Origin of the sequence: Georgenia yuyongxinii, from assembly GCF_006352065.1 — a bacterium.
GTDB lineage: Bacteria > Actinomycetota > Actinomycetes > Actinomycetales > Actinomycetaceae > Georgenia > Georgenia yuyongxinii.
This window is the reverse complement of sequence record NZ_CP040915.1, coordinates 3,189,311-3,215,424: the sequence shown is the minus strand read 5'-3', so window position 1 is coordinate 3,215,424 and position 26,114 is coordinate 3,189,311. Positions and strand designations below refer to the sequence as shown.

Annotated in this window: 20 protein-coding genes; 14 read left to right on the top strand and 6 right to left on the bottom strand. The window is 70.8% G+C overall.

Annotated features, from left to right (window positions below; genetic code table 11):
• The first annotated feature begins 59 nt into the window (after nucleotides 1-59).
• From FE374_RS14525 to FE374_RS14510, 4 genes are read left to right on the top strand one after another with little or no spacing between them, the layout of a single operon-like run.
• Nucleotides 60-1,127 carry an ABC transporter substrate-binding protein gene (locus FE374_RS14525; protein ID WP_139929912.1) on the top strand — a complete coding sequence of 356 codons (1,068 nt, stop codon included), beginning with the start codon at nucleotides 60-62 and terminating at the stop codon, nucleotides 1,125-1,127.
• Between the two features lie 3 nt (nucleotides 1,128-1,130).
• Complete coding sequence (locus FE374_RS14520) at nucleotides 1,131-1,973, top strand: ABC transporter ATP-binding protein (RefSeq protein ID WP_139929911.1); 843 nt, start codon at nucleotides 1,131-1,133, stop codon at nucleotides 1,971-1,973.
• 29 nt (nucleotides 1,974-2,002) lie between these two features.
• On the top strand, nucleotides 2,003-2,812 hold the full coding sequence (locus FE374_RS14515; protein WP_139929910.1) for an ABC transporter permease: 810 nt from the start codon (nucleotides 2,003-2,005) through the stop codon (nucleotides 2,810-2,812).
• Nucleotides 2,809-3,651 (top strand): ABC transporter permease, encoded by an 843-nt coding sequence (locus tag FE374_RS14510; protein ID WP_230978329.1) that lies wholly within the window; start codon nucleotides 2,809-2,811, stop codon nucleotides 3,649-3,651. Before FE374_RS14515 ends, FE374_RS14510 begins: the two co-directional genes overlap by 4 nt.
• Nucleotides 3,652-3,867: 216 nt before the next feature.
• On the opposite strand, the gene FE374_RS14505 is transcribed toward FE374_RS14510, so the two are convergent.
• From FE374_RS14505 to FE374_RS14485, 5 genes are all read right to left on the bottom strand, one after another.
• Nucleotides 3,868-5,343 carry a purine-cytosine permease family protein gene (locus FE374_RS14505; protein ID WP_179957322.1) on the bottom strand — a complete coding sequence of 492 codons (1,476 nt, stop codon included), beginning with the start codon at nucleotides 5,341-5,343 and terminating at the stop codon, nucleotides 3,868-3,870.
• Between the two features lie 172 nt (nucleotides 5,344-5,515).
• Nucleotides 5,516-7,633 (bottom strand): hydantoinase/oxoprolinase family protein, encoded by a 2,118-nt coding sequence (locus FE374_RS14500; RefSeq protein WP_139929909.1) that lies wholly within the window; start codon nucleotides 7,631-7,633, stop codon nucleotides 5,516-5,518.
• The gene (locus FE374_RS14495) at nucleotides 7,633-9,417 is read right to left on the bottom strand and encodes a hydantoinase B/oxoprolinase family protein (protein WP_139929908.1); all 1,785 of its coding nucleotides are present in this window, start codon (nucleotides 9,415-9,417) and stop codon (nucleotides 7,633-7,635) included. The genes FE374_RS14500 and FE374_RS14495 overlap by 1 nt, the downstream gene beginning before the upstream one ends.
• An 11-nt stretch (nucleotides 9,418-9,428) precedes the next feature.
• Complete coding sequence (locus tag FE374_RS14490; protein WP_168205705.1) at nucleotides 9,429-10,643, bottom strand: M24 family metallopeptidase; 1,215 nt, start codon at nucleotides 10,641-10,643, stop codon at nucleotides 9,429-9,431.
• 193 nt (nucleotides 10,644-10,836) lie between these two features.
• Nucleotides 10,837-11,607, bottom strand: coding sequence for an IclR family transcriptional regulator (locus FE374_RS14485; RefSeq protein ID WP_139929906.1), 771 nt, complete (start codon nucleotides 11,605-11,607; stop codon nucleotides 10,837-10,839).
• Between the two features lie 179 nt (nucleotides 11,608-11,786).
• Between FE374_RS14485 and FE374_RS14480 the strand changes: the two genes are divergently transcribed.
• The 9 genes from FE374_RS14480 to FE374_RS14440 all read left to right on the top strand — a co-directional run bounded on the left by FE374_RS14480 (nucleotide 11,787) and on the right by FE374_RS14440 (nucleotide 23,330).
• Nucleotides 11,787-12,908, top strand: a complete 1,122-nt coding sequence (locus FE374_RS14480; protein ID WP_139929905.1) for a glycosyltransferase — start codon at nucleotides 11,787-11,789, stop codon at nucleotides 12,906-12,908.
• Between the two features lie 212 nt (nucleotides 12,909-13,120).
• Nucleotides 13,121-14,173 carry a TRAP transporter substrate-binding protein gene (locus FE374_RS14475; RefSeq protein ID WP_139929904.1) on the top strand — a complete coding sequence of 351 codons (1,053 nt, stop codon included), beginning with the start codon at nucleotides 13,121-13,123 and terminating at the stop codon, nucleotides 14,171-14,173.
• A 13-nt stretch (nucleotides 14,174-14,186) separates the two neighbouring features.
• A complete protein-coding gene (locus tag FE374_RS14470; protein WP_168205704.1) occupies nucleotides 14,187-16,127 on the top strand; it encodes a TRAP transporter large permease in 1,941 nt (646 codons plus the stop codon).
• A gap of 32 nt (nucleotides 16,128-16,159) precedes the next feature.
• Nucleotides 16,160-17,341, top strand: a complete 1,182-nt coding sequence (locus FE374_RS14465; protein ID WP_168205703.1) for a M24 family metallopeptidase — start codon at nucleotides 16,160-16,162, stop codon at nucleotides 17,339-17,341.
• A 48-nt stretch (nucleotides 17,342-17,389) separates the two neighbouring features.
• Nucleotides 17,390-17,908, top strand: a complete 519-nt coding sequence (locus FE374_RS14460) for a MarR family winged helix-turn-helix transcriptional regulator (protein WP_139929901.1) — start codon at nucleotides 17,390-17,392, stop codon at nucleotides 17,906-17,908.
• Nucleotides 17,901-18,974: a glycosyltransferase gene (locus FE374_RS14455; RefSeq protein ID WP_139929900.1), complete on the top strand. Its 1,074-nt coding sequence runs from the start codon at nucleotides 17,901-17,903 to the stop codon at nucleotides 18,972-18,974. The genes FE374_RS14460 and FE374_RS14455 overlap by 8 nt, the downstream gene beginning before the upstream one ends.
• Nucleotides 18,975-19,078: 104 nt before the next feature.
• Nucleotides 19,079-20,125, top strand: coding sequence for a D-glucuronyl C5-epimerase family protein (locus FE374_RS14450; RefSeq protein WP_139929899.1), 1,047 nt, complete (start codon nucleotides 19,079-19,081; stop codon nucleotides 20,123-20,125).
• Between the two features lie 45 nt (nucleotides 20,126-20,170).
• Complete coding sequence (locus FE374_RS14445) at nucleotides 20,171-21,445, top strand: oligosaccharide flippase family protein (RefSeq protein WP_168205702.1); 1,275 nt, start codon at nucleotides 20,171-20,173, stop codon at nucleotides 21,443-21,445.
• Between the two features lie 271 nt (nucleotides 21,446-21,716).
• Complete coding sequence (locus FE374_RS14440; RefSeq protein WP_139929897.1) at nucleotides 21,717-23,330, top strand: cell wall-binding repeat-containing protein; 1,614 nt, start codon at nucleotides 21,717-21,719, stop codon at nucleotides 23,328-23,330.
• A gap of 157 nt (nucleotides 23,331-23,487) precedes the next feature.
• On the opposite strand, the gene FE374_RS14435 is transcribed toward FE374_RS14440, so the two are convergent.
• Nucleotides 23,488-24,483 carry a glycosyltransferase family protein gene (locus tag FE374_RS14435; protein ID WP_223173548.1) on the bottom strand — a complete coding sequence of 332 codons (996 nt, stop codon included), beginning with the start codon at nucleotides 24,481-24,483 and terminating at the stop codon, nucleotides 23,488-23,490.
• A 524-nt stretch (nucleotides 24,484-25,007) separates the two neighbouring features.
• Between FE374_RS14435 and FE374_RS14430 the strand changes: the two genes are divergently transcribed.
• On the top strand, nucleotides 25,008-26,057 hold the full coding sequence (locus FE374_RS14430) for a cell wall-binding repeat-containing protein (protein WP_168205701.1): 1,050 nt from the start codon (nucleotides 25,008-25,010) through the stop codon (nucleotides 26,055-26,057).
• Nucleotides 26,058-26,114 lie beyond the last annotated feature (57 nt).

Here is a 26,114-nt window from a genome sequence, read left to right as displayed (position 1 = left end):
CGCATTCGTCCTGTCCTAGTGGACGGACGGACCCTCCCCATCGACGAGGAGTACCCCCAATGTCTCAGCGCCTGACGCGACACCGTCGTCGCACCACGTCCGTCCTCGCTCTCGCGGCGGCGACCACCCTCATGGCCGCGTGTGGTGGCAGTTCTGCCTCCGCGCCTTCCGAGCAGGAAACCACCGAGGGGACGGCCGACTTCGGCGACATCTCGGTCCAGCTGTCCTGGGTGAAGACCGTGGAGTTCGCCGGCGAGTACTTCGCCGACACGAAGGGGTACTTCGCCGAGGAGGGCTTCGACGAGGTCACGCTCATCCCCGGCCCGGCCGCGACACCGTCGATCGTGGCCTCCGGGCAGGCGTTCGCCGGGATCAGCGACCCCACGCGGGTCGCGCCGGCGGTCGCCAACGAAGGCGCCCCGGTGAAGATCGTGGCAGCGCAGTACCAGAAGAGTCCGTTCTCGATCATCTCGCTGGCCGACAAGGCGAACATCACCACTCCACAGGACCTCGTGGGGAAGCGGATCGGGATCCAGACGGGCAACGAGCCGCTGTTCTACTCGCTGCTCGAGGCCAACGGCCTGGACCGAGACTCGGTCACGATCGTGCCGGTCGAGTACGACCCCTCGTCGCTGATCACCGGTGACGTGGACGGCTTCCTCGGGTACGTCACCAACGAGGCCGTGATCGTGGAGTCGCAGGGCTACGAGGTCGCGAACCTCCTCTACGCCGACAACGGGCTGCCCCTGGTGGCCAAGGCCGTGGTCGTCTCCCAGGACTCCATCGACAACGAACGGGAGGCGGTCAAGGCGTTCCTCCGCGCGATGATCCGGGGTTGGCACGACGCCATCGCCGACTCTGAGGAGTCGGCCCGGCTGGCCGTGGAGGAGTACGGCGCCGACCTGGGGCTGAACTTCGACCTCGAGCTCGGGCAGGCCGTCGCCGCGAACGACCTCCTCGTCTCCGCCGACACCGACAGCAACGGGCTCTTCACCATCACCCCAGAGCTCCTCCAGGCGAACATCGACGTCATCGGGGCCGCCGACGTCGACATCACTGCCGACCAGCTCTTCGACCTCTCCTTGCTGGAAGAGGTCTACGAAGAGAACCCCGAGCTGCTGGGCTGAGCGATGAGGGCAGAGACCATCTCGACCACAGCACGTGCGGGCCTGCACGAGAGTGTCGCGACGGCCACGGGCATCCAGCTCCGTGGCCTGAACAAGACCTTCACCCAGGGACGGCAAACCGTCACCGCGCTCGACGGCGTCGACCTGGACACGGACCAAGGGACCTTCCTCTCCCTGCTCGGTCCGTCCGGGTGCGGGAAGTCGACCATCCTCCGGATGCTCTCTGGGCTCGACGAACCAACCTCCGGCACCGTGACGGTGGACGGCAAGGCACCCAAGGAGCTGCGCGACGAGAACCGCCTCGGTGTCGCGTTCCAGGACTCGGCGCTGCTGCCGTGGCGCACGGTCGAGGCGAACATCCGCCTGCCGTTCGACGTCTCTGGGGTCTCGGTCGACCGTGACTACATCGACGAGCTGATCGACCTCGTCGGTCTGCGGGGATTCGAGAAGGCACGTCCGGGCCAGCTCTCCGGCGGCATGCGGCAGCGCGTCTCGATCGCCCGCGCCCTCGTCATGCGGCCGTCGGTGCTGATGCTGGACGAGCCGTTCGGTGCGCTGGACGACATGACGCGCCAACGCCTCAACGTCGAGCTCTTGCGGATCTGGAGCGAGAAGCCGGTGACCACCCTCATGGTGACCCACGGCATCGCCGAGGCAATCTTCCTGTCTGACCGGGTGGCAGTCATGTCGGCCCGCCCGGGACGCATCAAGGAGGTCATGGACATCAACCTGCCGAGCCCACGGACACCGGACGTCATGCGGAGTCCCGAGTTCCACGAGCTCCACGACCACGCCGCCGACCTCCTCTTCGGTGGGGCGGGCACACCGGTGGACGGTGAGGTGTGACTGCGCCCACACTCAGGGGATCCGCCCGCATGTGGCCCGTCAAGCGCCTGTACGGCGCACTGGGCGTGGTCGGCACCGTCGTCGCCTGGTGGGTCCTGGCCGAGACTGTCTTCGCCGACGTCGGGGTCGCACCGAACGGTCAGGGCGGCTCCATCCCCAACCCGGCCGAGGTGGTCGGCGCGATCGTGGAGGTCGGTCCCGCGTACCTGTACCGGCACATCTCGGTGACCGGCCTCGAGGCGCTGCTCGGTTTCGCCTGGGGTGTGGGCCTTGCGCTCGTGCTGGCAAGCGTCGTCGTGCTCGCACCGCGCCTCGAAGGGTTCATCACCCTCATAGCGACCGTGAGCTACTGCATCCCGGTGGTGGCGATCGGGCCGATCGTGCGGATCGTCGCGGGCAGTCCGAAGCCGGGGGAGCCGTCCGTCACGGCCGTCTTCCTCAGCGCCATGCTGGTCGTCTTCACAACGGTCATCGGGACACTCGTGGGACTGCGTGCCGCGGACGCGGCGAGCCTGGATCTGATCCGCGTCTACGGCGGGGGCCGGTGGAAGCAGTTCGTGCTGGTGAGGAGCATCGCCGCGCTGCCGGGCGTTCTCAACGCCCTCAAGATCGCCGCCCCCCTGGCGTTCCTCGGGGCGATCATCGGCGAGTACATGGGGGGAGTGGACGTGGGGATCGGACCGGCACTGGTCAACGCCCAGCAGACCCTGCAGGCGCCCCGCGCGTGGGCGATCGCCCTAGTGACGGGGATCTGCTCGGGGCTGGGCTTCGTGGTGATCGCGATCATCTCGCGGTTCGTCACCCCTTGGACGCGCGGGACATCCAGGAGCGAGGCATGAGCGAGAACACGATGGTCACCGCCCCGGCTCGCCGGCGCGGCACCAGCAGCGTCCTGCGTGCGACGGGCAGCAGCCTGCTGACGGCAATCCTCGCGCTGGGCAGCCTCATCATCGTCTGGATGGCAGCGATCTGGCTCCTTCGCGTACCGCCCTTCGTGGGCAAGGGGCCGGTCGACGTGTGGAGATACCTCTTCATGGGAGAGGAGGCGGAGGCGAACCGCGCCTACGTCTTCGGCGAGCTCGGTCAGACTCTGCTCGATGCCTCCATCGGGTTCTCTACCGGCATGGGGGCGGCGCTCCTTCTGGCAGCGCTGTTCCTCTTGGTGCGGCCGCTCGAGCACGCCATCATGCCGCTGGCACTGCTCGTGCAGTCGATGCCGCTCATCGCGATCGCCCCGCTGATCATCCTCATCTTCGGACGTGAGACTGCCACGGTCGCGGTGATGGGGGGCCTTGTCGTCGTCTTCCCCGCCCTCGTGACGATCGTGTTCGGCCTCCGGTCGGTCTCCCCGTACATGGTCGAGCTGGTGAGTGTGTACGGCGGGGGTTCGCTGGCGACGCTTCTGCGCGTAGCGCTGCCCTCATCGGTCCCGGCCCTGTTCAGCGCCGTGCGCATCGCCGTGCCGGGATCGATCACCGGGGCGCTCATCGCCGAGTGGCTTGCGACGGGGCAGGGCGTGGGCCGTGCGATCGTCGCCGCTGTCGCGCAGGCGAAGATGAGCGAGGTGTGGGCGCTCGCCGCCGTGGCGACCATCGTCTCGATCAGCCTGTACATGGTGGTCAACCTGATCGAGTCGGCCGTCCTGGCTCGGTTCGGTTTCCGGCGGGCGGAGGCCTGACGGTGGACATCCCCACGTGCAGGTTCACCGCCGAGACCGGGCCGGCGAGGCTGGAGTTGGTGTCGCCGTAGACGAGCACGCAGTCGGGCTGGTGAGCCTCGAGCACGTCGTCGAGCATGGCGCAGGTCTGGTGACCGCATGGACGCGACCGTCGGATAGCCGGCCGAGCACGGGTGTGCCCCCTCCCACGGGAGGGGGCACACCCAGCTGTCGATGTCAGTTCACCGGTGCCGCCTCGAGGTCCTCCACCTCCTTCAGCGCGGCCGTGCCGGGCACGAACCGGGTGCCCCGGCCCTCGGGCAGCACCGTGCCGCGCAGCGCCACGTAGACCAGCGGCGTGAGGACGAGCGTGACCACGAAGCCGAGAGCGAACACTCCGGTCACCAGGAGGAGGTAGGACACGGTGAAGCCCACGGCCATGGCGATCAGCCCGGCCCAGTTCACCTTCTCCACCCGCGCCACCGGGGCGGGCCGGCGCTGGCGCACGATGTAGAAGTCGGTGACCACCAGGGCGGCGAGGGAGAAGGTGGCGATGCCGAGGGCCCCGAGGAACTGGACCAGGACACCGAGGATCCCGCCCCACACCGCGAGCAGCGCGATGGCGTTGGCGAGCAGCACCATGAGGATGCGGCTGACCTTCTTGCCGAGGAGCGCGTCGACGAGGTTCGTCAGCGACAGCGAGCCCGCGTACACGTTGATGACCTGCGCCTTGACCTGCGCCGCGTACATCACCACGAAGCCCAGCACCCCGGCCAGGAGGATGAAGTAGGCGCCGGCGTTGGAGTGGGCGAGGAACTGCACCTGCTCGGCGGTGGTCTCGCCGACCTGCGCGGCGGCGACCGCGGCGTTGGCCGGGTCCTCGAGGAACCGGGAGACCACGGTGTCGCCCGCCTGGTAGAGCAGGGCGCCGAGGGAGACCACGCCGAAGTTGACGATGATGTTGCCGCCGATCGCCATGATCCGCACGTCCTTCGGTGTGCGGGCGTAGCGGGCGAAGTCCGCGCCGGTGAGGGCCAGCGCCCCGGCCATGCCCACCATGGCGGCCAGGACACCCATGATCTCGGCAGGTCCCACGTGCTCCGGCTGGACGCCGAAGACCTGGCCCACGCTCAGCTCGGACCGGGTGAAGGCCAGCACGCCCACCCCGATCATGAGCGCGCCCGCCACGAGGGTGAGCACGAGGGAGGTCTTCTGGACCAGCTTGACGCCGAACAGCGCGAGGAAGATCCACAGCGCGGTCAGCGCGCCGTAGATGCCGATCGCGTTCGCGAGGTTCGGTGCCCAGCCCAGCATGAACAGGGTGCCGTTGTAGAGCAGCACGTTCTCCAGGGCGAGGAAGCTGAGGATCATCCACGCGAAGATCAGCGAGGCCACGACCGAGCCGGTGGCACCGAGGCCGTGGAACCGGCTGGTCACGGTCGAGGACATCCCGGTGCTCTGGGACACCCGGCCCACCAGGCTGCCGACCACCGACCCGAACAGGGCCGAGACGAGGGACATGGCGATGGCCCACTTCACACCGACGATGTAGCTGGCCGAGCCGCCGATCAGCAGCATCGCCAGGGTGGTGCCGACGCCGGCGGTGTTGGAGAGCAGCGCCCAGCCGCCCTGCCGGTCCGCGGCGGCGACCGGGCTGAGGACGTTGTCCTCCATCTGTTCGCGCAGGGTGGGGGTGGTTCGCTCTGAGCTCATGGCATTCTCCTTCGAATACGAGCCGAGGGCGCACGGCTCCCGGGCCTCGTCGCGCGCGTACCGCGCGCGACGAGGCTGGGGAGCGATGTGCGGTTCTGGAGTGTGGATCGAGCGAGGTGCGACGGCGGGACGAGCCGGACGCCGTCGGGACGTGGCGCGGGTGGTGACGCGGTCAGGCGGTCACGGGCGTCCGCCCGGTCTGGATGCGCGCGCGCATCTCCTCCGCGCGCTCCCGCAGGTAGAGCACGAACGATCCGGTGACGTCGACGACGGCGTCGTACTCGTCCAGGACCACGATGCTGGTGGTGCCGAGCTCCACGATCGCCGGGCCCTGGATCTCGTCGCCCGGCACCATGTCCTGGCCGGCGTAGACGTCGGCGGCGACCATGCGCCGCTGACCGGGGGACCAGATGTCCCGCTGCCCGCGGTGCGCCTGGGCCACCCCGGCGGCGCCCCAGGTGGGGGTGCCGCTCGAGCCGGCCACCAGGCCGGTGGCGGTGAGCCGGACGTTGAGCACCTCGATGGGCATCTCGTCGGTGTGGTACCCGAACTGGATGTCGTGCAGGCGGTGGAACTCCCGGGCCGCGGCGGTGATGTCCAGGGTGTCGAGGGCGTCGGCGGGCAGGGGCACGTTGATCTCGAACCACTGGCCCTTGTAGCGCATGTCCAGCGAGGGGGCGTACTCGATCTTGTCCTCGGGCACGCCCTCGCCGAGCAGCGTGGTCGTGCCGCGCTCGGCCATGGACCGCCAGATGGCGGCGACCTCCGCGGAGTCGACCTGGGCGAGGTCCCAGTGCTGGCTCTGCACGTAGTCGTGCTTGAAGTCGCACACGAGCATGCCGGCGGCGCAGAAGATGGACGACTCACGCGGCACCACGAGCAGCGGGATCTCCAGCTCGCGGGCGATCGCCGCGGCGTGGACCGGGCCGGCGCCGCCGGCCACCACGATGGGGAAGTCGCGCGGGTCCAGCCCGCGTCGCACGGTGATCTCGCGGACCCCGGCGGCCATGGAGACGTTGACGACGTCGTAGATGCCGGCGGCCGCGTGGATCGCGTCCAGCCCCAGGGGCTTGCCGATCTGCTCCCCGATGGCCTGCCGGGCGGCGTCGACGTCCAGGCTCATGCCCCCGCCGAGGAAGCTCGACGGCGAGATGTAGCCCAGCACGACGTCGGCGTCGGTGGTGGTGGGCACCTGCCCGCCGCGGCGGTAGGAGATCGGCCCGGGCACGGCGCCGGCGCTCTGCGGGCCGACGCGCAGCATCCCGCCGTCGTCGACCGCCGCGATGCTGCCGCCGCCGGCGCCGATGGTGTGGATGTCCACCATGGGCAGGGCGATGCGCCACCGGTCGATCTTGCCGTCGGTCATGACCAGCGGGCGGCCGCCGTCGACGATGGCCGCGTCGAAGCTCGTGCCGCCCATGTCCACCGTCAGGCACCGGTCCCAGCCGTGGGCGGCCACCTCGAGCAGCCCCGCCGTCGGCCCGGACGCCGGGCCGGACAGGAGGGACAGCGCCGCACGGGCGCTGAGCTCCTCGGGGGTAGCGACCCCGCCGTTGGACTGCATGAGCAGCAGGACGCCGCGGAAGGAGGCCTCCTCCAGGGTGGCCGTGAGCACCCGGATGTACTCGCGGATGATCGGGCCCACGTAGGAGTTGAGCACCGTGCTGCTGGTCCGGTCGTAGTAGCGGGCCTGGGCGAGCAGGTCGGCGGACCGGGTGACGTAGGCCTCCCCGAGCTCCTCGGCGAGGATCTCGGCGGCGCGCACCTCGTGCCGGTCGTCGGTGTAGGAGTGCATGAACGAGATGGCGACGGCGCCGATGCCCTCGTCCTTGAACAGCCGGGCGGCGCGCCGCACGGCGTCCTCGTCGAGCGGCGTGACCTCCTGGCCGTGCACGTCGAACCGGCCCGGGATCGGGGCGGTGTGCTCGCGCTTGACGAGCGGGGCGGGCGGCTGGAGCCGGTTGTCGTAGGGCTCCTCGCGGGTGCCGTCGCGCAGCGGGAGCACGTCGCGGAAGCCCTCGGTGACCAGTAGGCCCGTCTTCGCGCCGCGCCGGGTGAGCAGGGCGTTGGTGGCCACGGTGGTGCCGTGGACGATGGTGTCGACCCCGGCGAGGAACTCCTCGACGCTCTCGCCGCGGTTCTCCGCGATCTCCCGCAGGCCCTGGGTCACCGCCCGGGCGGGGTCGGAGGGGATGGAGCTGGTCTTGTGCACCAGGCGAGAGCCGTCCGGGCCCACCACGAGGAAGTCGGTGAATGTGCCGCCGACGTCGATGCCGATACGTGTACCCATCAGTTCTTCTCCTTCGTCGTGGTGGCGCGCAGCGCGCGGAGTGCGCGGGTGGCGGCCTCGTCGGTGAGGTTGGTGGCGGCGTCGACCACGACGCCGTACTCGTCGTGCGCCTTGGCGGCCGAGAGAAGGCCGGAGCGGACCTCCTCGGCCACCTCCGCGGCGTCGCGCTCGAACGGGTCGCCGTACCCGGCGCCGCCGCCGCACCACGAGCGGATGACGGTGCCCTGAGGCAGGTCGGTGATCTCCTTCGAGCCCCACTCGTGGGTGGAGCCGCCGGGGTACTCCAGCAGCATCCGGTTCAGGCCGGCGTCGTGGCCGCCGAACAGGCCCAGCCCGGGCGTGGCGCCCTCGGCCTCGATGTCCTCGCCCATGGTCACGCCGTGCGCGTGCACGCCGTCGCTGCGCCAGGCCGAGCGCGTGCCCAGACCCCCGCGCCAGCGCCCGGCGCCGGCGGAGTCCGGCAGGTACTCGTGGTACTCCATGAAGTGCGGGGAGGTGATCTCGAACATCTCCGGGTCCGCCGCGCGCATCTGCCCGGCCGTGCCGGAGAAGCCGAGGGCGTCCCAGCCGTTCGAACCGTTCATGGCACCCGGCCCGGTGCGCTGGAACACCGTCAGGGTCACGTACGGCTCACCGGTGGCGGGGTCCGTGCCGTGCAACGCGGTGGCCATGTACTTCGCCCAGCCGGCGGTGACGCGGTCGGGGAGGGCGTCCGCGAGGGCGGACATCACGCACTCCATGACCTCGTCGCTCATCTGGTTGCCGAAGATCGTGGCCGCCGGGAAGTTCGGGTTGAGCAGGGAGCCCTTGCGGAACACGGTGCGGATGGGCGCGAACAGGCCCTCGTTGGTCGGGATGACGATGTCGCCGGCGGCCACCAGCATGAGGAAGGCGATGCGCACCGCCCCGGAGGCGGAGGCCGGCGGCATGTTGGTGAAGCCGGGTGCCTGGTCGTCGGTGTGGGAGAAGTCGAAGGTGATCTCCTCGCCGTCGATCGTGATCTCGCAGGCGATGCGGTAGCGGCGGGTGGGGTCCAGGCCGTCCGAGACCATCTCGCTCTCGCCGTGGTACACGCCGTCGGGCCACCGCGAGATCTCCGCCCGCACCTGCCGCTCGGAGCTGTCGAGGACGTACTCCATGTGGGTGTCGAACGTGGCACGCCCGTACCGGCCCAGCAGCGCCTGGATGTGGCGGCGCCCGATCGCGCACGCGCCCACCATCGCCTTGACGTCCTCCATGACGAAGCTGAAGCGGATGTTCGCCGCGACGAGGTCCCACACGTCCTTGCGCAGCACGCCGCTCTCGTAGATCTTCACCGGCGGGATGCGGAACGCCTCCTGCCAGACCTCCTTGGCGTTGGGGTCGTACCCGCCGGCGGTCATGCCGCCGATGTCGGCCAGGTGGCCCTTGGCGGCGGACCAGGCCACCAGCTCGCCGTCGTGGAAGATCGGCATGTAGATGCCGGTGTCGGCGTTCTGGTTGCCGCCGGTGAAGACGTCGTTGTGGATGATGACGTCGCCCTCGTGGATGTCGTCCCCGAAGTACTCGAGGATGTACTCCAGCGGGGGCCGGGCGCCGAAGGCGATGATCGCGGCGTACTCGGCCTGGGCGAGGGTGCGGCCGTGGGCGTCGAAGATGACGGTGACGAGGTCGCCGATCTCGTTGAAGATCGGCGAGCGCGAGGACCGCATGAGCAGGGTCGCCATCTCCTTGGAGATCGCGTCGAGCCGGCGCTGGAGCACCGACGCGAGGATCGGGTCGACGGCGGGTGTGGTGGTGGTCATGGGTCTGCCCCTCAGGGGATCGGGTGGACGGTGACGGGGTGACGGGACAGCGCCTGGGCGCCGTCGTCGTCGATGACGTAGGTGTTGGCCATGTAGCCCATGGCGCGGGTGTCCTCGTCCCACAGGGTGGGGTGGATGGCGAGGACCATGCCGGGCTCGACGGCGGTGACGGCGCCCGCCTTGGAGCCGTCCTGGACGACGTCGAGACCCACCCAGGGCTCCTCGAGGACGTCCAGGCCCAGGCCGTGGCCGGACCAGTACTCCGAGCGGACGCCCTGGCTCTCGACGGCGTCGATGACGGCCCGCTGCACGGCGTCGAACCCGGTGCCCGGGCGCAGTGCCGCGGCGGCGGCGTCCATGCCGAGGGCCACGGCGCGGCCGATGTGGTCCACGCTGGCGGCGGGTTCGCCGAAGGTGACCATGCGGGACAGCTCCACCCAGTACCCGGAGGGGCCGACGATCTCGTAGGAGAAGGTGAAGACGTCGTTGACGCCGAGCACCCGGTCCTGGGGCTGGCCGAAGGTGGCGCGGGTGACGCCGTCGCGCTCCTCGGCGTACATGGTGAGGAAGAGCGGGTCCTGGCCGCCGAGCTCGGCGCCCACGCGGAACATCTCGGCGGCGACCTGCTGCTCGGTCATGCCCGGCTTGGCGATCTCCAGGAGCCGGTCGAAGCAGCGGTCGACGATGTAGGCGCCCTCGCGGACCGCGCGCGTCTCGGCCGGGCTCTTGATGGCGCGGACCCGGTCGAAGAGCGCCGAGGCGTCGGTGAAGGTGCTGCGCGGCAGGCCCTGGGTGACGGCGAGGTAGTCCTCGACCTTCATGACCTGGCCTAGGCCGACGATGCCCACACGCAGCGCCTCGCCCTTGGACCGCAGGATCTCTGCGAGGCCGGCGCCGAGGTTGTAGGGGAAGCGGTAGTCGGAGACCCAGCCGCCGGCCGGCCGGCGGTCGGCCTCGAGGTTCTGCGGGAGCACCACGATGGGCTCCTCGCCGGCGAACATCACGGCGTAGCCGTACCGGTGGCCCAGGTTGTAGTCGGAGAGGTAGCGCAGGCTGCCCTTGTGGCCGCGGTAGTCGGCGGCGGCGAAGAGGAGGGCGTCGTAGCCCTCGGCGGCCATGGCGTCGTGCAGGCGGCGCCAGCGCAGGTCGCGCTCGGCGAGCGCGGTGATGGGGTGGTCGGGAAGGGACGTGTGCTCGCGTTGGCGAGAGAGTGTGTCGAGAACCATGGCGTGACAGTAAGCAGGGCTGTGACCGCGCTCACACGGGCTGTCCCGTATCGCTGGACACGAGGTGTGAGGTGGGCCACCTGGAGCCCCCATGTTGCGACCAGATTGCCAATCTGGTCGCGCTCGCGGCCCCCCGATTTTGCGACCAGATTGCCAATCTGGTCGCGCTCGCGGTGGCGCGGTGACCGCTGAATCAGGCGGGCCGGCGCTTCTGACTGGCGTCGGGTGCGAGCGACGGGAGGAAGCCGAGGGCGCGTGAGGAAGTCTCGGCGGCGCGGCGGATCGCCACACCGATCTCGTGCGTACGTTGCGGGTTCATGAGGTTGCGTGCGTCGCCCGTGCCGATGGCGCCGACGACGTCGCCGTGCTGGTCGAGCACGGGTGCCCCGACGCTGCGGAAGCCCTCCTGGCTGACCTCGGTGACGATGTAGCCGCGCTTGACGAAAGCGACCGCGGCCTCGTCCATCAGCGCGAGCGTCTCCTCCGGCAGTCCCTCGCGGTGCGGGGCCCGGGCGTTGGCCGGCAGGGTGGCGTACACGGCGAGGCCGCAGGCGCTCCCGTGCAGCGGCCAGTGCCGCCCGGTCCGGTTCCTGTTGGGCAGGCGCCGGCCGTTCTGCAGGCGGAGGAGGTACACGATGCCGGTCGGGACGTACTGGGCCACGTGGATCTCGGTGCGGGTGGACGCGAGCTGCGTCGAGACAGGCCCGAGCGTGGCGTCGACAAGCCCGGTCCGCTCGATCACCTGACCACCGAGCGTTGCCAACGACTGGCCGAGCTGGTAACCCTCCGCGCCGTGCATCTCCAGCAGCCCGGTCTCCACCAGGGTCTGGCACAGCGCGTGGCAGGTGCTGCGTGGCACGCCCGTGAGGGCGCTGAGCTCGCGCACGGTGAGGAGGCGATGCTGGCTGTCGAACGCCTGCAGCATCGCCACGGCCTTGGCCACCGAGCGCACCGTTGCGGTCATCGAAGTCCTTCGGTCACCCGCTCCTGTGGAGGATGGAGGGACGCTCGATCGGTGAGCGGTACTCCGGTCCGGATGACTTTCGAGCGTACGCCCCTCGGGACAGGAGATGTGTGCACGTTGCCTGGACGCGCGCACGTCCGTAAATCAGTACTCCGGACACGGCTGGCATGATGAGGCCCATGCGGGTCGTTGCTGTCTCCACCTGGTTCCCCACCACCCGCGCCCCGTCGTCCGGCACCTTCGTGGCCAAAGACGTCGCCGCCATCGCCGCCGCGGGGCACGACGTCGCCGTCGTCCATCTCGTGCCGCCGCACCAGGACGACGGCACCCGCGCGCTCGACCACGAGGGCCTGCCGGTCCGGCGGATCCCGATGGCGACGAACCGGCCGGACCAGATCCTGGCCGCGGGCCGGGCGCTGCGTCCCTTGCTCGACGGCGCCGACGTCGTCCACACCATGGCCTTCTCCACGCTGCTGCCGCTGGCCTGGTGGCGCCCGGCCGCGCCGTGGGTCCACACGGAGCACTGGTCCGGGTTGACCACCCCCGCGACCCTGCCCCTGACGTGGCGGGTGGCGCTGCCGGTGCTCGCCCGCCTCCAGGCCCGCCCGGACGTGACCACCGCCGTCTGCGACTTCCTCGCCCGGACCATCCGCCGCTCCCGCCCAGGCGCGATGGAGATCGTGCCGTGCATCGTGCCGCCGCTGGACCCCGTGCCGGGGCGGCGCGAGCGGGACGGCATGCTGCGCCTGGTCGGCGTGGGCGGGCTGGTGGAACGTAAGGACCCTGTCGTCGCCGTCCGGACGGTGGCCGCGCTGCGTGAGCGAGGCACCGACGCCCACCTCACCTGGGTGGGGGAGGGGTCGCTGCGCGAGGAGGTCGGCGCCGAGGCCGCCCGGCTCGGCGTCGCCGACCGTGTGACGCTCGCCGGGAACCAGCCCACCGCGGGCGTCTCCGCCGCCCTGGCCGCCGCGGACCTGTTCTTCCTGCCCACCCGCGCGGACAACTTCTGCGTCTCCGCCGCCGAGGCGCTCGTGCACGGCCGGCCCGTGGTGGTCGGCGCCACCGGCGGGCAGGGGGAGTACATCGACGACGCCGTGGGCGAGCTCGTGGACCGGCAGGACCCGGACCTGTACGCGGCCGCGATCGAGCGGGTGGACGCCGCCACCCGGGGCCTGAGCGCCGAGACGATCGCCGGCACCATCGGGGACCGGTTCTCCGCCGAGCAGGTGGCCGTCGGGTACGAGCGGGCCTACCGCCGTGCGATCGAGGTGCGCGCCCGGCGCGCACGCACCTACAGCTGAGTTTCTGGCGCCGGCCGCCGCGGTGACCTGCGCTTCCCTCCCATGAGCACGCGCTCGCCGCGGCACTTCTCACATCGGGGTTGCTATTGCAACCACGCCGGTGGCACAGTTGCTATTGCAACTCGCTGCCGTCGGGCATCGAGACAGATTTGAATCTCCTCCTGCGCGCGGCTGGACCGTGTGCGCCTCAACGACGAGAAAGGTCAGGACGCATGCTTCTCACCTCTGGGCGGCGGAAGAACCTCACCACCCTCACGGCCCTCGGCGCCGGCGTTGCCGTGCTGGCGGCCTGTGCACCGGACACCGAGAGCTCTTCCGACGGCACCGATGGTGCCGCCGCCGGGGACGTCATCGAGTACCGCGTCGCCACGATCGAAGGCGTGGGGACCCCCATGAACGACGGCTTCGACCGGTTCGTCGAGGAGGTCGAGCAGTGCTCGGACGGCCGCCTCGTCGGCACGAACTTTCCGGCCGGTCAGCTTGGCGGCTTCGTCGACCTCATCGACGGCAACCGCAGCGGCACGTACGAGATCACCAGCGGCGGCTTCGACGTCGAGGGCGAGCTCGCTCCGAGCCTGTCTGCCCTCTCGCTCGGTTACGTCTTCGAGGACGAGGAGCACGTCGAGCGGGTCATCGACGAGATGATGCCGCAGATGGCCGAGGAGCTCGAGGCCACGACCGGCGCGACGATCCTCGGGATGGGGGAGGACGGCTGGCGCTGGACGTTCAGCACCCGACCGGTGGCCAACCTCGACGACCTCGCCGGCCTGAAGATCCGCGTCCCCGAGGCTGAGATCCCGCTCGGCCTGTGGACCGCGCTCGGCGCCGCACCGACGCCCGTGCCGTTCACGGAGATGTACAACGCGCTGGAGACCGGTGTGATCGAGGGCGGGGAGAGTGCGCTGGCCCAGATCGACGCGAACGCGTTCTGGGAGCCGGCCCCGCACCTGAACAACACCAAGCACTGGTTCAACATCAAGCCGGTGCGCGCGAACGCCGAGTGGTTCAACGCCCTCGAGCCGGAGCTGCAGGACTGCCTGACCACCACGGCCGAGGAGGTGTTCGACGAGGTTCGGACCACCAGCCGGCAGCTCGAGGCGGAGACGCTCGAGAAGCTCCAGGCCGAGGGTGTCACGGTGCTCGAGGAGCCGACGGACCTTGACGAGTGGAAGGCGCGGTCCGCCACCTACGACGAGCAGTACTTCGCGAAGTTCCCGGAGGCCGAGGAGTTCATCGCCGATGTCAAGTCCCTCGCGTCCAACTGAGGAGGACGACGCCGTGACCATCGCGCCCACGGAGCGCCGCGGGAACGCCGTCGCGCCCCCCGAGGAGTCGACGAAGCTCGACGAGCTGCACGAGTCCGAGGACCTGCCCGCCGCCCGCGCCCCGCGGCTCCAGGCCGTAGTCCTGTTCGACCGGACGATCGAGACGGCGACCGCGTTGCTGCTGATAGCCATGGTCGGCGTCGCCATCACGCAGGTGTTCATGCGCTACGTGATGGACGCGCCCCTGGCGTGGCCGGAGGAGATGTCCCGCTGGGCCTTCATGTGGTTGGTGATGCTCGGCTGTGTCACTGTCACCCGGACCGGCAGCCACATCCGGATGTCAATGTTCGTGCACCTCTTGCCGACTCGGACCCGGCCGTACACGGACCTCCTCGGCATCGCGCTCTCGGCGTCGGCGTTGGCGCTTGTGGGCTACCTCGGCATCGGACTCATGGCGGAGACCACAGGGTTCTCCATCAGCGGTCACGTCTCCTACGAGTGGCTCTACCTCGCCCTGCCGGTCGGTGCGCTCCTCTCGCTGCTGAACCTGCTGCGGGCGGACGTGACCGGCGTGCCGCGGTGGGCGGTCCCGGCGACCGTGGCCGTTGGTGCAGTGCTGGCCTTCGTCGTGCTCGAGGGGGTCCAGTACTCCTACCTCGTCGTCCTCGACGCGACCGTCCTGTCGCTGGTGGCATCGATGCTGCTGCTCGCACTCGGTGCCCCTGTGGCCCACGCGCTGCTCCTCGGCGCGGCGGTCGCCTTCGCCGCGGGCGACCTGCCGGAAGTGGTCATCGCAAACCACTTCGCCTCCGCGGTCAGCACCAACTTCACGCTGCTCGCCATCCCGTTCTTCATCTTCATGGGCGCGCTCATGAACGCCGGCGGGATCACCCGGGCAATCATCGACCTTGCCCTGTCCCTGGTGGGCCACCTGCGCGGCGGCCTCGGACAGGTCAACATCGCCACTTCGACGCTGCTGGGCGGGCTGTCCGGGTCCAGCTCGGCCGACTCCGCCATGGTGGCGAAGCTGCTGGTGCGGCCTATGGAGCAGGCCGGTTATCCGCGCGCGTTCGCCGCGGCGCTGACCGCCATGGGCTCCATCACGACGACGATGATCCCGCCGTCGATCTCGTTCCTGCTCTACGCCTCGCTCGCCGGCGTCTCGGTCGGCGCGCTGTTCATGGCCGGCGTCATCCCGGGCCTGATCTTCGCGGCCGCACTGATGGTCGCCGTCTGGTTGCTGGCCGGGCGGGTCTACCGCGGCATCCGGGCCGAGCCCAGGAGCGGGTGGTCGCAGAAGGGACGTGCCTTGGTTTACGCCCTCCCGGCACTGCTCCTGCCGCTCGGGATTCTCATGCTGCTGCGCCAGGGCGCCGTCACCGCCACGGAGGCCGGTGCGGTCGCCTGCCTATTCGCGGTCGTCATCGGCACGTTCGTGTACCGCAGGGTCTCGCTCGGCTCCTTCTGGGCCGCGGCAAAGGAGTCGGCCAACGACACTGCGGTGATCCTCTTCCTGCTCGCCGCGTCCGGGCCGCTCGCGTGGCTCCTCATCGCCGAGCAGGTCCCCGCCAATGTCGCGCGCCGCCTGGAGGGAATCGACAACCAGGCCCTTCTCATGGTGCTCATCGTTGTCTTCCTGCTGGTGGTCGGGCTCGTGCTCGAGCCGCCGCCGGCGATGGTGCTCGTCGTGCCGATCCTCGCCCCGATCGCCGAGGCAGCCGGCATCGACCTCGTCTGGCTCGGCGTCGTGCTCGTCCTGTCGATCATGCTCGGCCAGATCACCCCGCCGGTCGGCGGCCTGATCTTCATCGCCGCCGCCGTCGCTAGGGCGAAGGTGGCCTCCGTCTACTGGGAGGCGCGGTGGCTTTACCTGCCCGTCGCCGTCGTGCTCCTGTTGCTCGTCCTCTTCCCGGCCTTGTCCCTCTGGCTTCCGACCACGCTGGGCTTCGGCTGATGGCCGCGGCGCGCCCCGCACCCACCACGACCGTGACCACGACGAAGGAGCTCACCCCCGTGCACATCCCGCCCCCCGGACCGACACCGCGCGCGGAGTACGAGGACCGGCAGTACCGCCTCCGCTCGGCCATGGCGGTCAACCACCTCGACCTGCTCGTCTGCTACGGCGACGCCTGGCGGACCGCGAACACGAGGTACTTCACCGACTTCCGTCCGGTGGACGGCATCAACGGCATCGAGCAGGCCGTCCTGCTCTTTCCGCTGGCCGGCGACCCGCAGCTGTTCGTCGCCGACGGATGCCTCGACGCCGCTCAGGAGACCACGCCGTTTCCGGTCCACCTGCTCAGCGAACTTCCGGGCATCTCCACGGCAAAGGCCGGCGTCTGGACGAAGGGGAGGGTCGGCTTCGCCGGTTCTGGGCAAGTGCCCGCCCCGGTCCGGGCAACGCTCGAGGCCGCGCTGGACGGCTGCCGCGTGACGGACACCGACGTGCTGGCCCGCACCAAGGCGGTGAAGTCGGACTGGGAGGTCAGCCAGCTGCGCCATGCCGCCGCGCTGACCGACGTGGCGATCGCCCGGCTGGAGGAGATCGTCGCCTCCGGTGAGCGGTGCACCGAGCGCGACCTCGCCCGCGAGGCGGACATGGCGATGATCGGAGCCGGGGCAGACGGCGTGGCATTCCTTTCCATGGTGCAGTCCGGCCCACGGTCGTCCTTCAGCCTGGCGCTGCCGTCCGGCCGGACGATCGCACCGGGAGACCTCGTCCTGACCGACATCGGCGCGCGTTACGGCAACTACGTGGCCGACGGCGGACGCGGCTTCACCGTCGGTGAGGTCTCCGAGGCGGTCCTCGACGTGGTCGACGCATCCGTCTGCGCCGTCGAGGCCGGGCTCGCCTATGCGCGGCCGGGCGTGACGGCGTCCGCCCTGAACCACGAGATCCAGGGGGTGCTCGTCGACCGCGGCTACGCGGAGTACTCCATCGAAGCGCGCGGGCGGGGCACCGGCCACGGCACGGGGATGGACCCGGAGGAGGAGTACCCCTGGATCGGGCCCACGAACGACGACGTGCTCGAGCCAGGGATGGTCTTCACGCTCAAGGCCACCATCAACAAGCCCGGCGTGGGCGGCCTGCGGACCGAGCGGCTCGTTCACCTCACCGAGGACGGGGCCAGCCCGCTCGACCAGTTCCCGATGCGGAACCACTGGTGAGGCGGCGGATACGTGGATGCGCGGGGCGATGGCGTACAAAGAAGCCTTGTGAAGACCAGTGAGCTCCGGCGGGCCAGGCTGCCGCGCACCGCGGCGGGATGGACGTCCACGCCGTACTACCTGGTGACGATCGGCAACGCGATCTCCTGGGGCAGCGCCCTGGGGTACCTGCGACGCTTCGGGGTCGGGGTGAACGAGTGGCGGCTGATGGCGCACGTGGCCAACGAACCGGGGTGCACCGCGGCCGACGTCAGCCGGTTCCTGCGCACCAACAAGGCGGTCGTGAGCCGCAGCCTGAAGACCCTCCAGGACAAGGGGCTCGTGGGGCTCGACAGCGCCGACGGCGCACGGCGCATCTACCTCACCGAGGACGGGGTCGCCCTGCATGACAGGATCCTGCCGATCGCAGTGCGCCGGGAGCAGATCCTCCTCGACGGCCTGGACGAGGAGGAGCGGGAGCTGCTCATCGGCATGCTGCGCAGGATGCACGCCAACCTCACCGCCATGAACGAGTTCGACCACGGCGCGGACGTGGAGGGCGTCGGCGTCGGGGAGCGGCGTGGCTGACCCGGCCGTCGACGTCGTCATCGCGGTCCACACCCCCACCCGGCCCATCGCCCGGGCGGTGGCCTCGGTGCTGGACGGCAACGGCCAGGGCGTGCGGCTCAGCGTGGTGTGCCACAACATCGACGCCGACCAGATCGCCGCCGAGGTGCCGCCCGGCCACCGCGAGCAGGTGCGGTTCCTCGAGCACCGGGATTCTGTCCGCAGCGCGGCCGGGCCGTTCAACGCCGGTATGCGGGCCGCCGATGGCGAGTTCGTCTCGATCATGGGCTCGGACGACACGATGGAGCCGGGCGCCGTCGCCTCCTGGCTCGCGCTGGCCCGGCGCACCGGTGCCGAGACCGTGGTGGCCCGCCTGGTGCGCGGGGCGCGCCGGACCATCGTGCCCACCCCGCCCACCCGGCCCAGGTTGCGCGGACTCTCCGACCCCCTGGCCGACCGGCTCAGCTACCGCAGCGCCCCGCTCGGACTGGTGTCCACCGCCGCCCGGGCACGGCTCGGGGCCGAGCTCGCCGAGGGGTTGGCGGTGGGCGACGACGTCCCCTACGTCACCCGGCTGTGGTTCGAGTCGAAGGTGGCCGTCGACCGCGGCGGTCCCGCCTACGTCATCGGCGAGGACGCCGCCGACCGGGTGACCTACGCGCCCCGGCCGATCGCCGTCGAGCTGGCGTTCGTGCACCACCTGTTCGACCAGCCGTGGTTCGCCGCCTACCCGCTGCGGGCACGGCAGGCCGTCGCGGTGAAGGTGGCCCGCATCCATCTCTTCGGGGCGGTGTTCCACCGGCAGGACGCCGCGATCTGGACTGCCGAGGAGCGCGCCGCGCTCGCGGCCGTCACCCGGCGGCTGGCCGAGGCGGCGCCGGGCTACGAGCGGGTGCTCTCGCTCGCGGACCGCCGCGTGCTCGACGCGGCGGCCGACCCCGCGGCGCTGGCCGAGGAGCTGATTGCCGGCGCCCGGGCGCGGCGCCGCCACGGCCGGCCGAGCACGGTGCTGACGCGGGACCCGCGCGGACTGCTCGCCCGCGAAGGCCCGGCGCGGTTCATGGCCGCTTCACTGCTCGTGCGATAGCCCACAAACACCTCCGCTTTCTGGAGGACGGCACCCGTCTCGAACTACCGTCGAAGGCCGTGTCCACCGCGTGATCGTCACGCACCGGGCCGGGGGGAGCGGGCATGAGACGGGCTGGGCTGGTTGGCGTCCTGGCGGCGGTGGCGCTCAGCCTGACCGGCTGCGTGGTGCTGCCGGCGGCCGGTGCCGGGGCTGCGGCCGAGGTGAGCCGCCGCGTCGAGCTGGCGCAGAAGCCGCCGCGGCTGTCCACGCCCTACCGCACCAGCGGCTTCGTGCTCCGCGAGATCGAGCCGCGGCCCTACGACGCCGAGCGCCGTGATCTCGACCTCGCCGATCCCGAGTTCGAGATCGACGAGGACGGCGTCGTCGTCATGTGGGCCGGCGTGGACGGCAAGGAGACTGGAACCCGCTGGGTGCACCCGGTCGCCACGGCGCAGTACGCCCTGCACGCGCTGGCGTCGTACCACCGCGAGGGCCGGGCGGAGCACCTGCGCCGCGCCACCGCGAACGCCGAGGAGCTACTGGATCACGGCGAGCTTCGCGAGGGCGCGCTGTGGTTCTCCTACGACCGCGACTACGTCCTGGGCGGCATCGGCAACAACGTCATCCGCGCCCCGTGGTACTCGGGCATGGCGCAGGGGCAGGCCCTGTCGCTGTTTGTGCGGATGTACGAGGAGACCGGCGAGGAGCGGTGGCGCCAAGCCGCCGACCGGACGATGGAGTCGTTCCTCGTGGAGCGCGACGAGACAACCGGGCTCGGCTTCACCCTGGTCGACGGCGGCAACCTCTGGTTCGAGGAGTACGCCGGCAACACCGAGCCGCTGCTGGTCATCAACGGACAGAACTTCGCGCTGTTCGGGCTGTACGACTACTACGTCCTCACCGAGGATCCGCGGGCCGCGGCGTTGTTCGACGCGGGTGCGACCACCGTGCTCGACGTCTTCGAGGACTTCCGCGAGCCCGGTGAGATCTCCCGGTACTGCGTGGACGGGGTCGTCTGCGAAGGTGAGCGGTGGCAGACCGACGTCTACCACATGATCCACATCCACCAGCTCCGGCTGCTCGGCCTCATCACGGGTGAGTCGCAGTTCGAGCGGGACGCGAAGATGCTGCGTGAGGACTATTACGACTCGAGCCTCGCGCTGCGGTAGCTCGGTGTCCGATCACGCGCGCATGCCATGCCAGGATCGAGCACGATGAACCGGATCCGGCGGTACGTGGGCGAGCACGAGTTCGCGCGCCACTTCCTCACCCTCTTCTCCGGCTCCGCGATCGCGCAGGCCATCCCGATCGCCGCGTCCGTCGTCCTCACACGCCTCTACGAGCCCGCCGACTACGGCGTGCTCGCGCTGTACACCTCGATCGTCTCGGCGATCGCGACCATGGCGGCCTGGCGCTACGACGTCGCCATCGTGCTGCCCCGCTCCGACGCTGAGGGGCGCGGGCTCGTGCGGCTCTCGTCGCGGTTGGTGACGGTGACCGCCGTCGTCCTCACCCTGGTGATGCTGCCGCTCGCGGGACCCATCGCGCAGTGGCTGGACGCGCCCGCACTGCAGCCGTGGCTGTACCTGGCCGGCCTGAACATCCTCGTCCTCGGCCACATTCAGATCTACATCAGCTGGCTCAACCGCCGGAAGAGCTACGCCACGATGAGCGGCAACCGCATGCTGCAGGCCGTCGGGACCACCGGCACCCAGCTCGCCGCGGGGTTCGCCGGCGCGGGAGCGCCGGGCCTGATCGGCGGCACGTTCGTGGGACCGGCGCTCGGGCTGGCCCTGCTCGCCCGGCGTGCGCGGCCCGAACCCGGGGCGGCGCCCGCCGAGACGGCGGGGCTGCTGCGCCGGTACTGGCGCATGCCGGTGCTCAACGGGCCGACGGCGCTCATCGACGCGTTCCGGCTCAACGGCATCAACGTGCTCATCGGGCGGATCTTCGGCAACGCGCTGCTCGGGCAGTTCTCCCTCGCGTGGCGCACCGTGCAGGCGCCGCTGACGCTCGTCAACGGCGCGCTGTCGCAGATCTACTACCAGCGCTTCGCCACCACCGAGCGCGGCGGGATGCGCGCGCTGGCCTGGTGGTGCGTCTCGCGGTCGACGCTGCTGGGCGTGGTGCCGTTCGCGGCGCTGTTCTTCCTCGCCGAGCCGGCGTTCGCGTTCGTCTTCGGGGAGCAGTGGCGCCTGGCCGGGCGTCTCGCCGAGCTGCTGGTGCCGTGGCTGTACCTGAACTTCATCACCTCGCCGTTGTCCACGGTCTTCCTCGTCGTGGAGCGCCAGGGCGTCTCGCTGGCGTTCTCGGTGATCTACATGGCTGTCCCGCTGCTCACGCTCCTGCTCGCCGAGGGCGGCATCGAGGCGGTGGTGACGCTGATCGCTATCGAGATGGCGGGGTTGCTGGTGGTCTTCATCGGGTTGGCGCTCTGGGTGGCGGGGGAGTGGGACAAGCGGGCGCAGCGAACCGCCGCAGCCCACTGAATCGATTCGTCTCAGTGAGGCACGCCACGCCGTAGGCGCATCCCGGGAGTGTCCTCCCAGGTCACGGCGGTGCTCATGAAGCCTTTGCCGCCGGACTACCGCCATGTGACTACCCGGGAGAGCCATATCAGGACGGTGTCAGTCCCGAAGGATAGAGTCCGGAATACCTGCCTCGGTCATCGCTCGTGACGTCGAGGATCGCCCACGCTTCCGTGGTGCGGCCTCCTCGAGGCAGGGGGGACCCGAACACCCGTGATCTTGGAGGTCACTCATGAACAAGCTCATCCGCCGCGGCTCGCTTGCCGCAACTGCCGCCATCGCGGTCGTCCTGGCCGGCGCCACCGGCGCCACGGCCGCGGACACCGTGAACCGCCTCGGTGGTCAGGACCGCATCGACACCGCCATCGCGGCGTCCAAGAACGTCTACCCGGACACGGAGACGAACAACTCCAAGGCGAGCTACGTCGTCGTCGCCCGCTACGACGTCTACGCCGACGCGCTCGCCGCCACCCCGCTGGCCGAGGTCGCCGGCAACGCCCCGATCCTGCTCACCCAGCCGGGCAAGGGCCTGGACGCCCGCGTCCTCGCCGAGATCAAGCGCCTCAACACCGAGAACGGCGACGCCACCCTGCGCGTCATCATCGCCGGTAGCGAGAAGGGCGCCGTCTCCGCCGCCGCCGAGCAGGAGCTCGTCTCCGCCGTCGGCTCGGCCAACGTCTTCCGCGTGGGCGGCGCGGACCGGTACGAGACCGCCACGCTCATCGCCGACGTCATCAAGACCGGCAAGATCGGCTCGACGACCCTCGCGGGCGTCTCCGCGGTCCCGACGCCGCAGGTCTACCTTGCCCGCGGCGACGACTTCGCCGACGCGCTCGCCGCCGGCGCTGCCGCAGCCGAGAAGGGCGGCGTCGTGCTGCTCACCCGCGGCGACAAGCTGGAGTTCTTCACGAACGACTACTTCAACAACAACGCGGTCGCCTCGGCGAACGTCGTCGCAGTCGGCGGCTCCGCCGTCACCGCGGCCGGGACCAAGGCCGGCGTGAAGCTCTCCGGCGTGGACCGCTACGAGACTGCCAAGATCGTCGCGGAGACGTTCGACTCTGCACCGCGTGTGGCGCTGGCCAGCGGCCAGAACTTCCCCGACGCCGTCGTGGCGGGCGCCTGGGCGGCCGCGAACGACGCCCCGGTGCTGCTCACCAAGGCCACGGAGACCTCGCCGTTCACCACCGTGTACTTCACGGCCAACGGCAACGCCGACGTCACCGTCTTCGGTGAGACCGGCGCCGTCTCCAAGGGCGTCGCCGACGCCGTCAAGGCCACGCTCGGCGCGACGCCGGTCAGCGGCGTCTTCGCGACGTCGACCAGCGACGCCGCCCGTACCCTGACGGTCAAGTCGACGCCGAGCGCCAAGCTGACCGTGACCACGAAGGCGGGTGCGGTTGTCGCCAGCCAGACCGCAGACACCGACGAAGAGACGATCGTGACCCTCAAGGCCGGCGTGCCGGCCGGCGAGGTGCTCGTCCTCTCGGCAGTTGCGACCAACGGCGCCGAGACGGCTGTCTTCATCAAGGCGCCCGTCGTGCTCTCTGCGGACGCCGCCACGGTGACGACCGACGCCACCAAGATCACCGGCAAGGCCACCCCGGGCGCGGACGTCAAGATCGCCGCCGGCACTGGTGCGGACGTCGACTGGGCGAAGGCTGCGACCGTGAAGGCCGACGCCAACGGCGTGTACACCTTCGAGGTCAAGGACGCCAAGGTCGACCCCATCACGGAGGGCTCCTACACGATCTCGGCCACGCTGGCGGGTGCGCCGAACGCGTTCCCGGTGACGGTCACCGCTGCGAAGCCGGTTCCGGCCCCCGCGCCGACGGCGGGCGCCTGACCCGCTGATGCAGTAGCGGCGCTGCCCTCGGGCAGCTGAACCAGGAGTGGGGCTCCTGCCTTCGGGCAGGGGCCCCGTTTCGTTGGTGCATCTGCATGACGGCCAAGGACGATCTGGTGCGCCGCCGCGCGTCAGGCGCTCGTGGCCGCCGCGCGCGTCAGGCGCTCGCGGTCGCCGCGCGGTAACGGGCCTCGAGCCCCGCGACGTGATCGGCGGCGTCGTGGTGGTCGCGGACCCACCGGGCGACGTCGAGGGTCCGCGCGGTGGCGGACGGGTCCGCCAGGGCGGCGACGACCTGCTCGACCGTCTCCCCGACCGTGCCGGTGAGGATCGGGGGGGTCCCGCCGTCGGGCATGGGGTAGTGCTCACCCGAGGCGGCGAGCGGGACGCCGATGGCCATCGCCTCGAGCTCGCTGACGCTGAGGATCGCCGTGGACTGCCCGACCGTGACGTGTGCGGACGCGAGCAGGTCGAGATACTCCGGGTGGGGGAGCGGCGCGATGAGACGCACCCCGGCCCGCCTGGCGGCGTCGGCGCCCGGACCCCAGTCGAGCCCGACCAGCTCGACGTCCGGGCCGCTGGCGTTGGCGAGCTGCTCGGCGGTGGCGAGCTGGTCGGCGAGGCCCTTGACGTCCTCCCACCGGGACACGAAGACCACCCGCGGCCGGTCCGCCGGCTGCCAGGCGGGCAGCTCGTCGAAGTTGACGAACACTGGCATGTACTCCGCGTCGGCGCGGGCCTGCAGGGCGTGCTCCCGGTTGTCCGGGGTGGTGTAGAAGACGCCCACCGCCTCGCCGGCGGCCCGGCGGACCTCCTCGTGGTAGGCGGGGTCGAGCCACTGGGTGCGGATGTCTGTGCCGTGCAGGTGCAGGAAGTACGGGCGCCGCGGCATGAAGCGCTCCCGCAGCAACCGGGCGGACGTGGCGTAGTGGACGTGGACGACGTCGGCCCGCTGCAGGGCCTGGCGGCGGTGCGCGAGGAAGGGCAGGTACCGGGCCTTGCCGACGCCGCGCAGCTGCTCGGGTGTGGCAGCCGGGCGGACCTTGGCGGGCGGGACGTAGCCCCAGCGCCAGCCCTGCGCGCGGGCCGCGCGCACGAGATTCGCGCCCACGTTCGCGCAGTCGTTGAAGTGCAGGACGGCGGGGTCGGTCACGGACACGACCTTACGTGGGGCGGGCGGGTTGGGAGTTTTGGTCTGGGCCATGGGGTCAGCTGTCCCGCTGACGTCATCGGGGAAAGACCGTCAGGTCCTGCCTTACGGAACTACCCCGATCCGGCCGGGATTCCAGCCGTGCCGCGCGCAGCGGGCCAGGCTGTGCATCTCCCCGGGCTGCCGCGCGCCTCGTCGGGGAAACTCCGTCAGGTCCTGCCTTTCGGAAGTACCCCGATGCGGGCGGTGGGCTGCAGTCGGCCCGGGCGCGGGCCCGGGCGCGCGGCCGTCGTGACCGGAAAAGACGCCGTGAACGTCTGTGGCCCACCGCGGCTACCGATGCACAATGGACGGAGATCGACGGTAATGTGCTGTGTCGATGGCATTCGGCGTCTGTGCCGGCCGTCGAACGCTTCGTGGGGGGCGAGATGCTCAGACGTGCCTGTGTTGGTTCCATCGCAGCTGCCCTGGCGGCGGCCCTCGTGTGCGCCGGAGCGACGACCGCGACCGCGAGCCCGGACACTGCGGTGACCGCAGAGGCGGATGAAGTGATCCGCATCCATGGAGACGACCGTATCGACACCGCGGTCGCGGCGTCCCAGGCGCAGAGGCCGCACGCCTTCGCCCCCGGAACCGGCACCGTGATCGTCACCCGCTCCGACGACTTCCCGGACGCACTCACCGCCGTGCCGCTGGCTGACCAGCTGGACGCGCCGATCCTGATCACCCCGAGCGGAAAGGCGCTCGACGACCGGGTCGCCACCGAGATCAGGCGGCTCTCGGCGGCACACGTGGTCATCGCGGGAGGCCCGGGGACGGTCTCAGTGACGGCCGAGGAGGACCTCGGCGCGATCGTGGGGGCTCAGTCCGTCCACCGGATTGCCGGCCCCGACCGGTACGCCACCGCCGCCGCCCTCGCACTGTGGACGATCACCTCCGCCGGGCAGGGCGAGTCGACGGCGCCGCCGGACCCCGCGACCATGGGGCCGAACGAGGAGTGGGAGCAGCGCCGCGACACGCCCGTGTTCCTCGCGACCGGCCTTGACTACCCGGACGCCCTCGCCGCGGGCGCCGCAGCGGCCCAGGTGAACGGCGTCGTCCTCCTTACCAAGGGGGACCAGTTGGACCTTCACAGCCACACCGGACCATGGCGGCAGCGCGGATACACGCAGTCCTTCATGCTCGGCGAGGAGGGCGAGGTGATCACCGGACCCGTCTACACGGTCGGCGGCCCGGCGACGAAGGTGCTCCATGGCAGGGGGACGTCCTTCGTCGGCAAGGACCGGTACGAGACCGCCGCGCTCGTCGCACGCTCGGTGACGTTCTTCCCCGACGGCGTGAGGACGATCGCTGTCGCGTCGGGCGAGGACTTCGCCGACGCCGTCGTCGCGTCGGGTTTCGTCGCCAACCGGGACGGCCCGTTGCTGCTGACGAGGGCCGACTCGCTCCCCGCGGCCACCGCTTCCTACCTCGCCTCCGTCTCCTCGCCAGAGACGACGTCGCTGGTTCGGGTGTTCGGCGGTCCCGGGGCCGTCGCGCCCGGGGTCGTGGCGTCGCTGAGCGAGGCGATCAGCTAGCAGGCAGGACCGCTGGGACGTGAGATCGGGGCAACTTCATCAGGCACTGCCTGCCGA

Bases quoted from the DNA above. Each gene is read 5' to 3' on its own strand.
- FE374_RS14525 (WP_139929912.1), top strand. From the start codon at position 60: ATGTCTCAGCGCCTGACGCGACACCGTCGTCGCACCACGTCCGTCCTC.
- FE374_RS14445 (WP_168205702.1), top strand. From the start codon at position 20,171: ATGAACCGGATCCGGCGGTACGTGGGCGAGCACGAGTTCGCGCGCCAC.
- FE374_RS14500 (WP_139929909.1), bottom strand. From the start codon at position 7,633: ATGGGTACACGTATCGGCATCGACGTCGGCGGCACATTCACCGACTTC.
- FE374_RS14440 (WP_139929897.1), top strand. From the start codon at position 21,717: ATGAACAAGCTCATCCGCCGCGGCTCGCTTGCCGCAACTGCCGCCATC.
- FE374_RS14520 (WP_139929911.1), top strand. From the start codon at position 1,131: ATGAGGGCAGAGACCATCTCGACCACAGCACGTGCGGGCCTGCACGAG.
- FE374_RS14495 (WP_139929908.1), bottom strand. From the start codon at position 9,417: ATGACCACCACCACACCCGCCGTCGACCCGATCCTCGCGTCGGTGCTC.
- FE374_RS14515 (WP_139929910.1), top strand. From the start codon at position 2,003: ATGTGGCCCGTCAAGCGCCTGTACGGCGCACTGGGCGTGGTCGGCACC.
- FE374_RS14475 (WP_139929904.1), top strand. From the start codon at position 13,121: ATGCTTCTCACCTCTGGGCGGCGGAAGAACCTCACCACCCTCACGGCC.
- FE374_RS14485 (WP_139929906.1), bottom strand. From the start codon at position 11,607: ATGACCGCAACGGTGCGCTCGGTGGCCAAGGCCGTGGCGATGCTGCAG.
- FE374_RS14510 (WP_230978329.1), top strand. From the start codon at position 2,809: ATGAGCGAGAACACGATGGTCACCGCCCCGGCTCGCCGGCGCGGCACC.
- FE374_RS14480 (WP_139929905.1), top strand. From the start codon at position 11,787: ATGCGGGTCGTTGCTGTCTCCACCTGGTTCCCCACCACCCGCGCCCCG.
- FE374_RS14450 (WP_139929899.1), top strand. From the start codon at position 19,079: ATGAGACGGGCTGGGCTGGTTGGCGTCCTGGCGGCGGTGGCGCTCAGC.
- FE374_RS14490 (WP_168205705.1), bottom strand. From the start codon at position 10,643: ATGGTTCTCGACACACTCTCTCGCCAACGCGAGCACACGTCCCTTCCC.
- FE374_RS14505 (WP_179957322.1), bottom strand. From the start codon at position 5,343: ATGAGCTCAGAGCGAACCACCCCCACCCTGCGCGAACAGATGGAGGAC.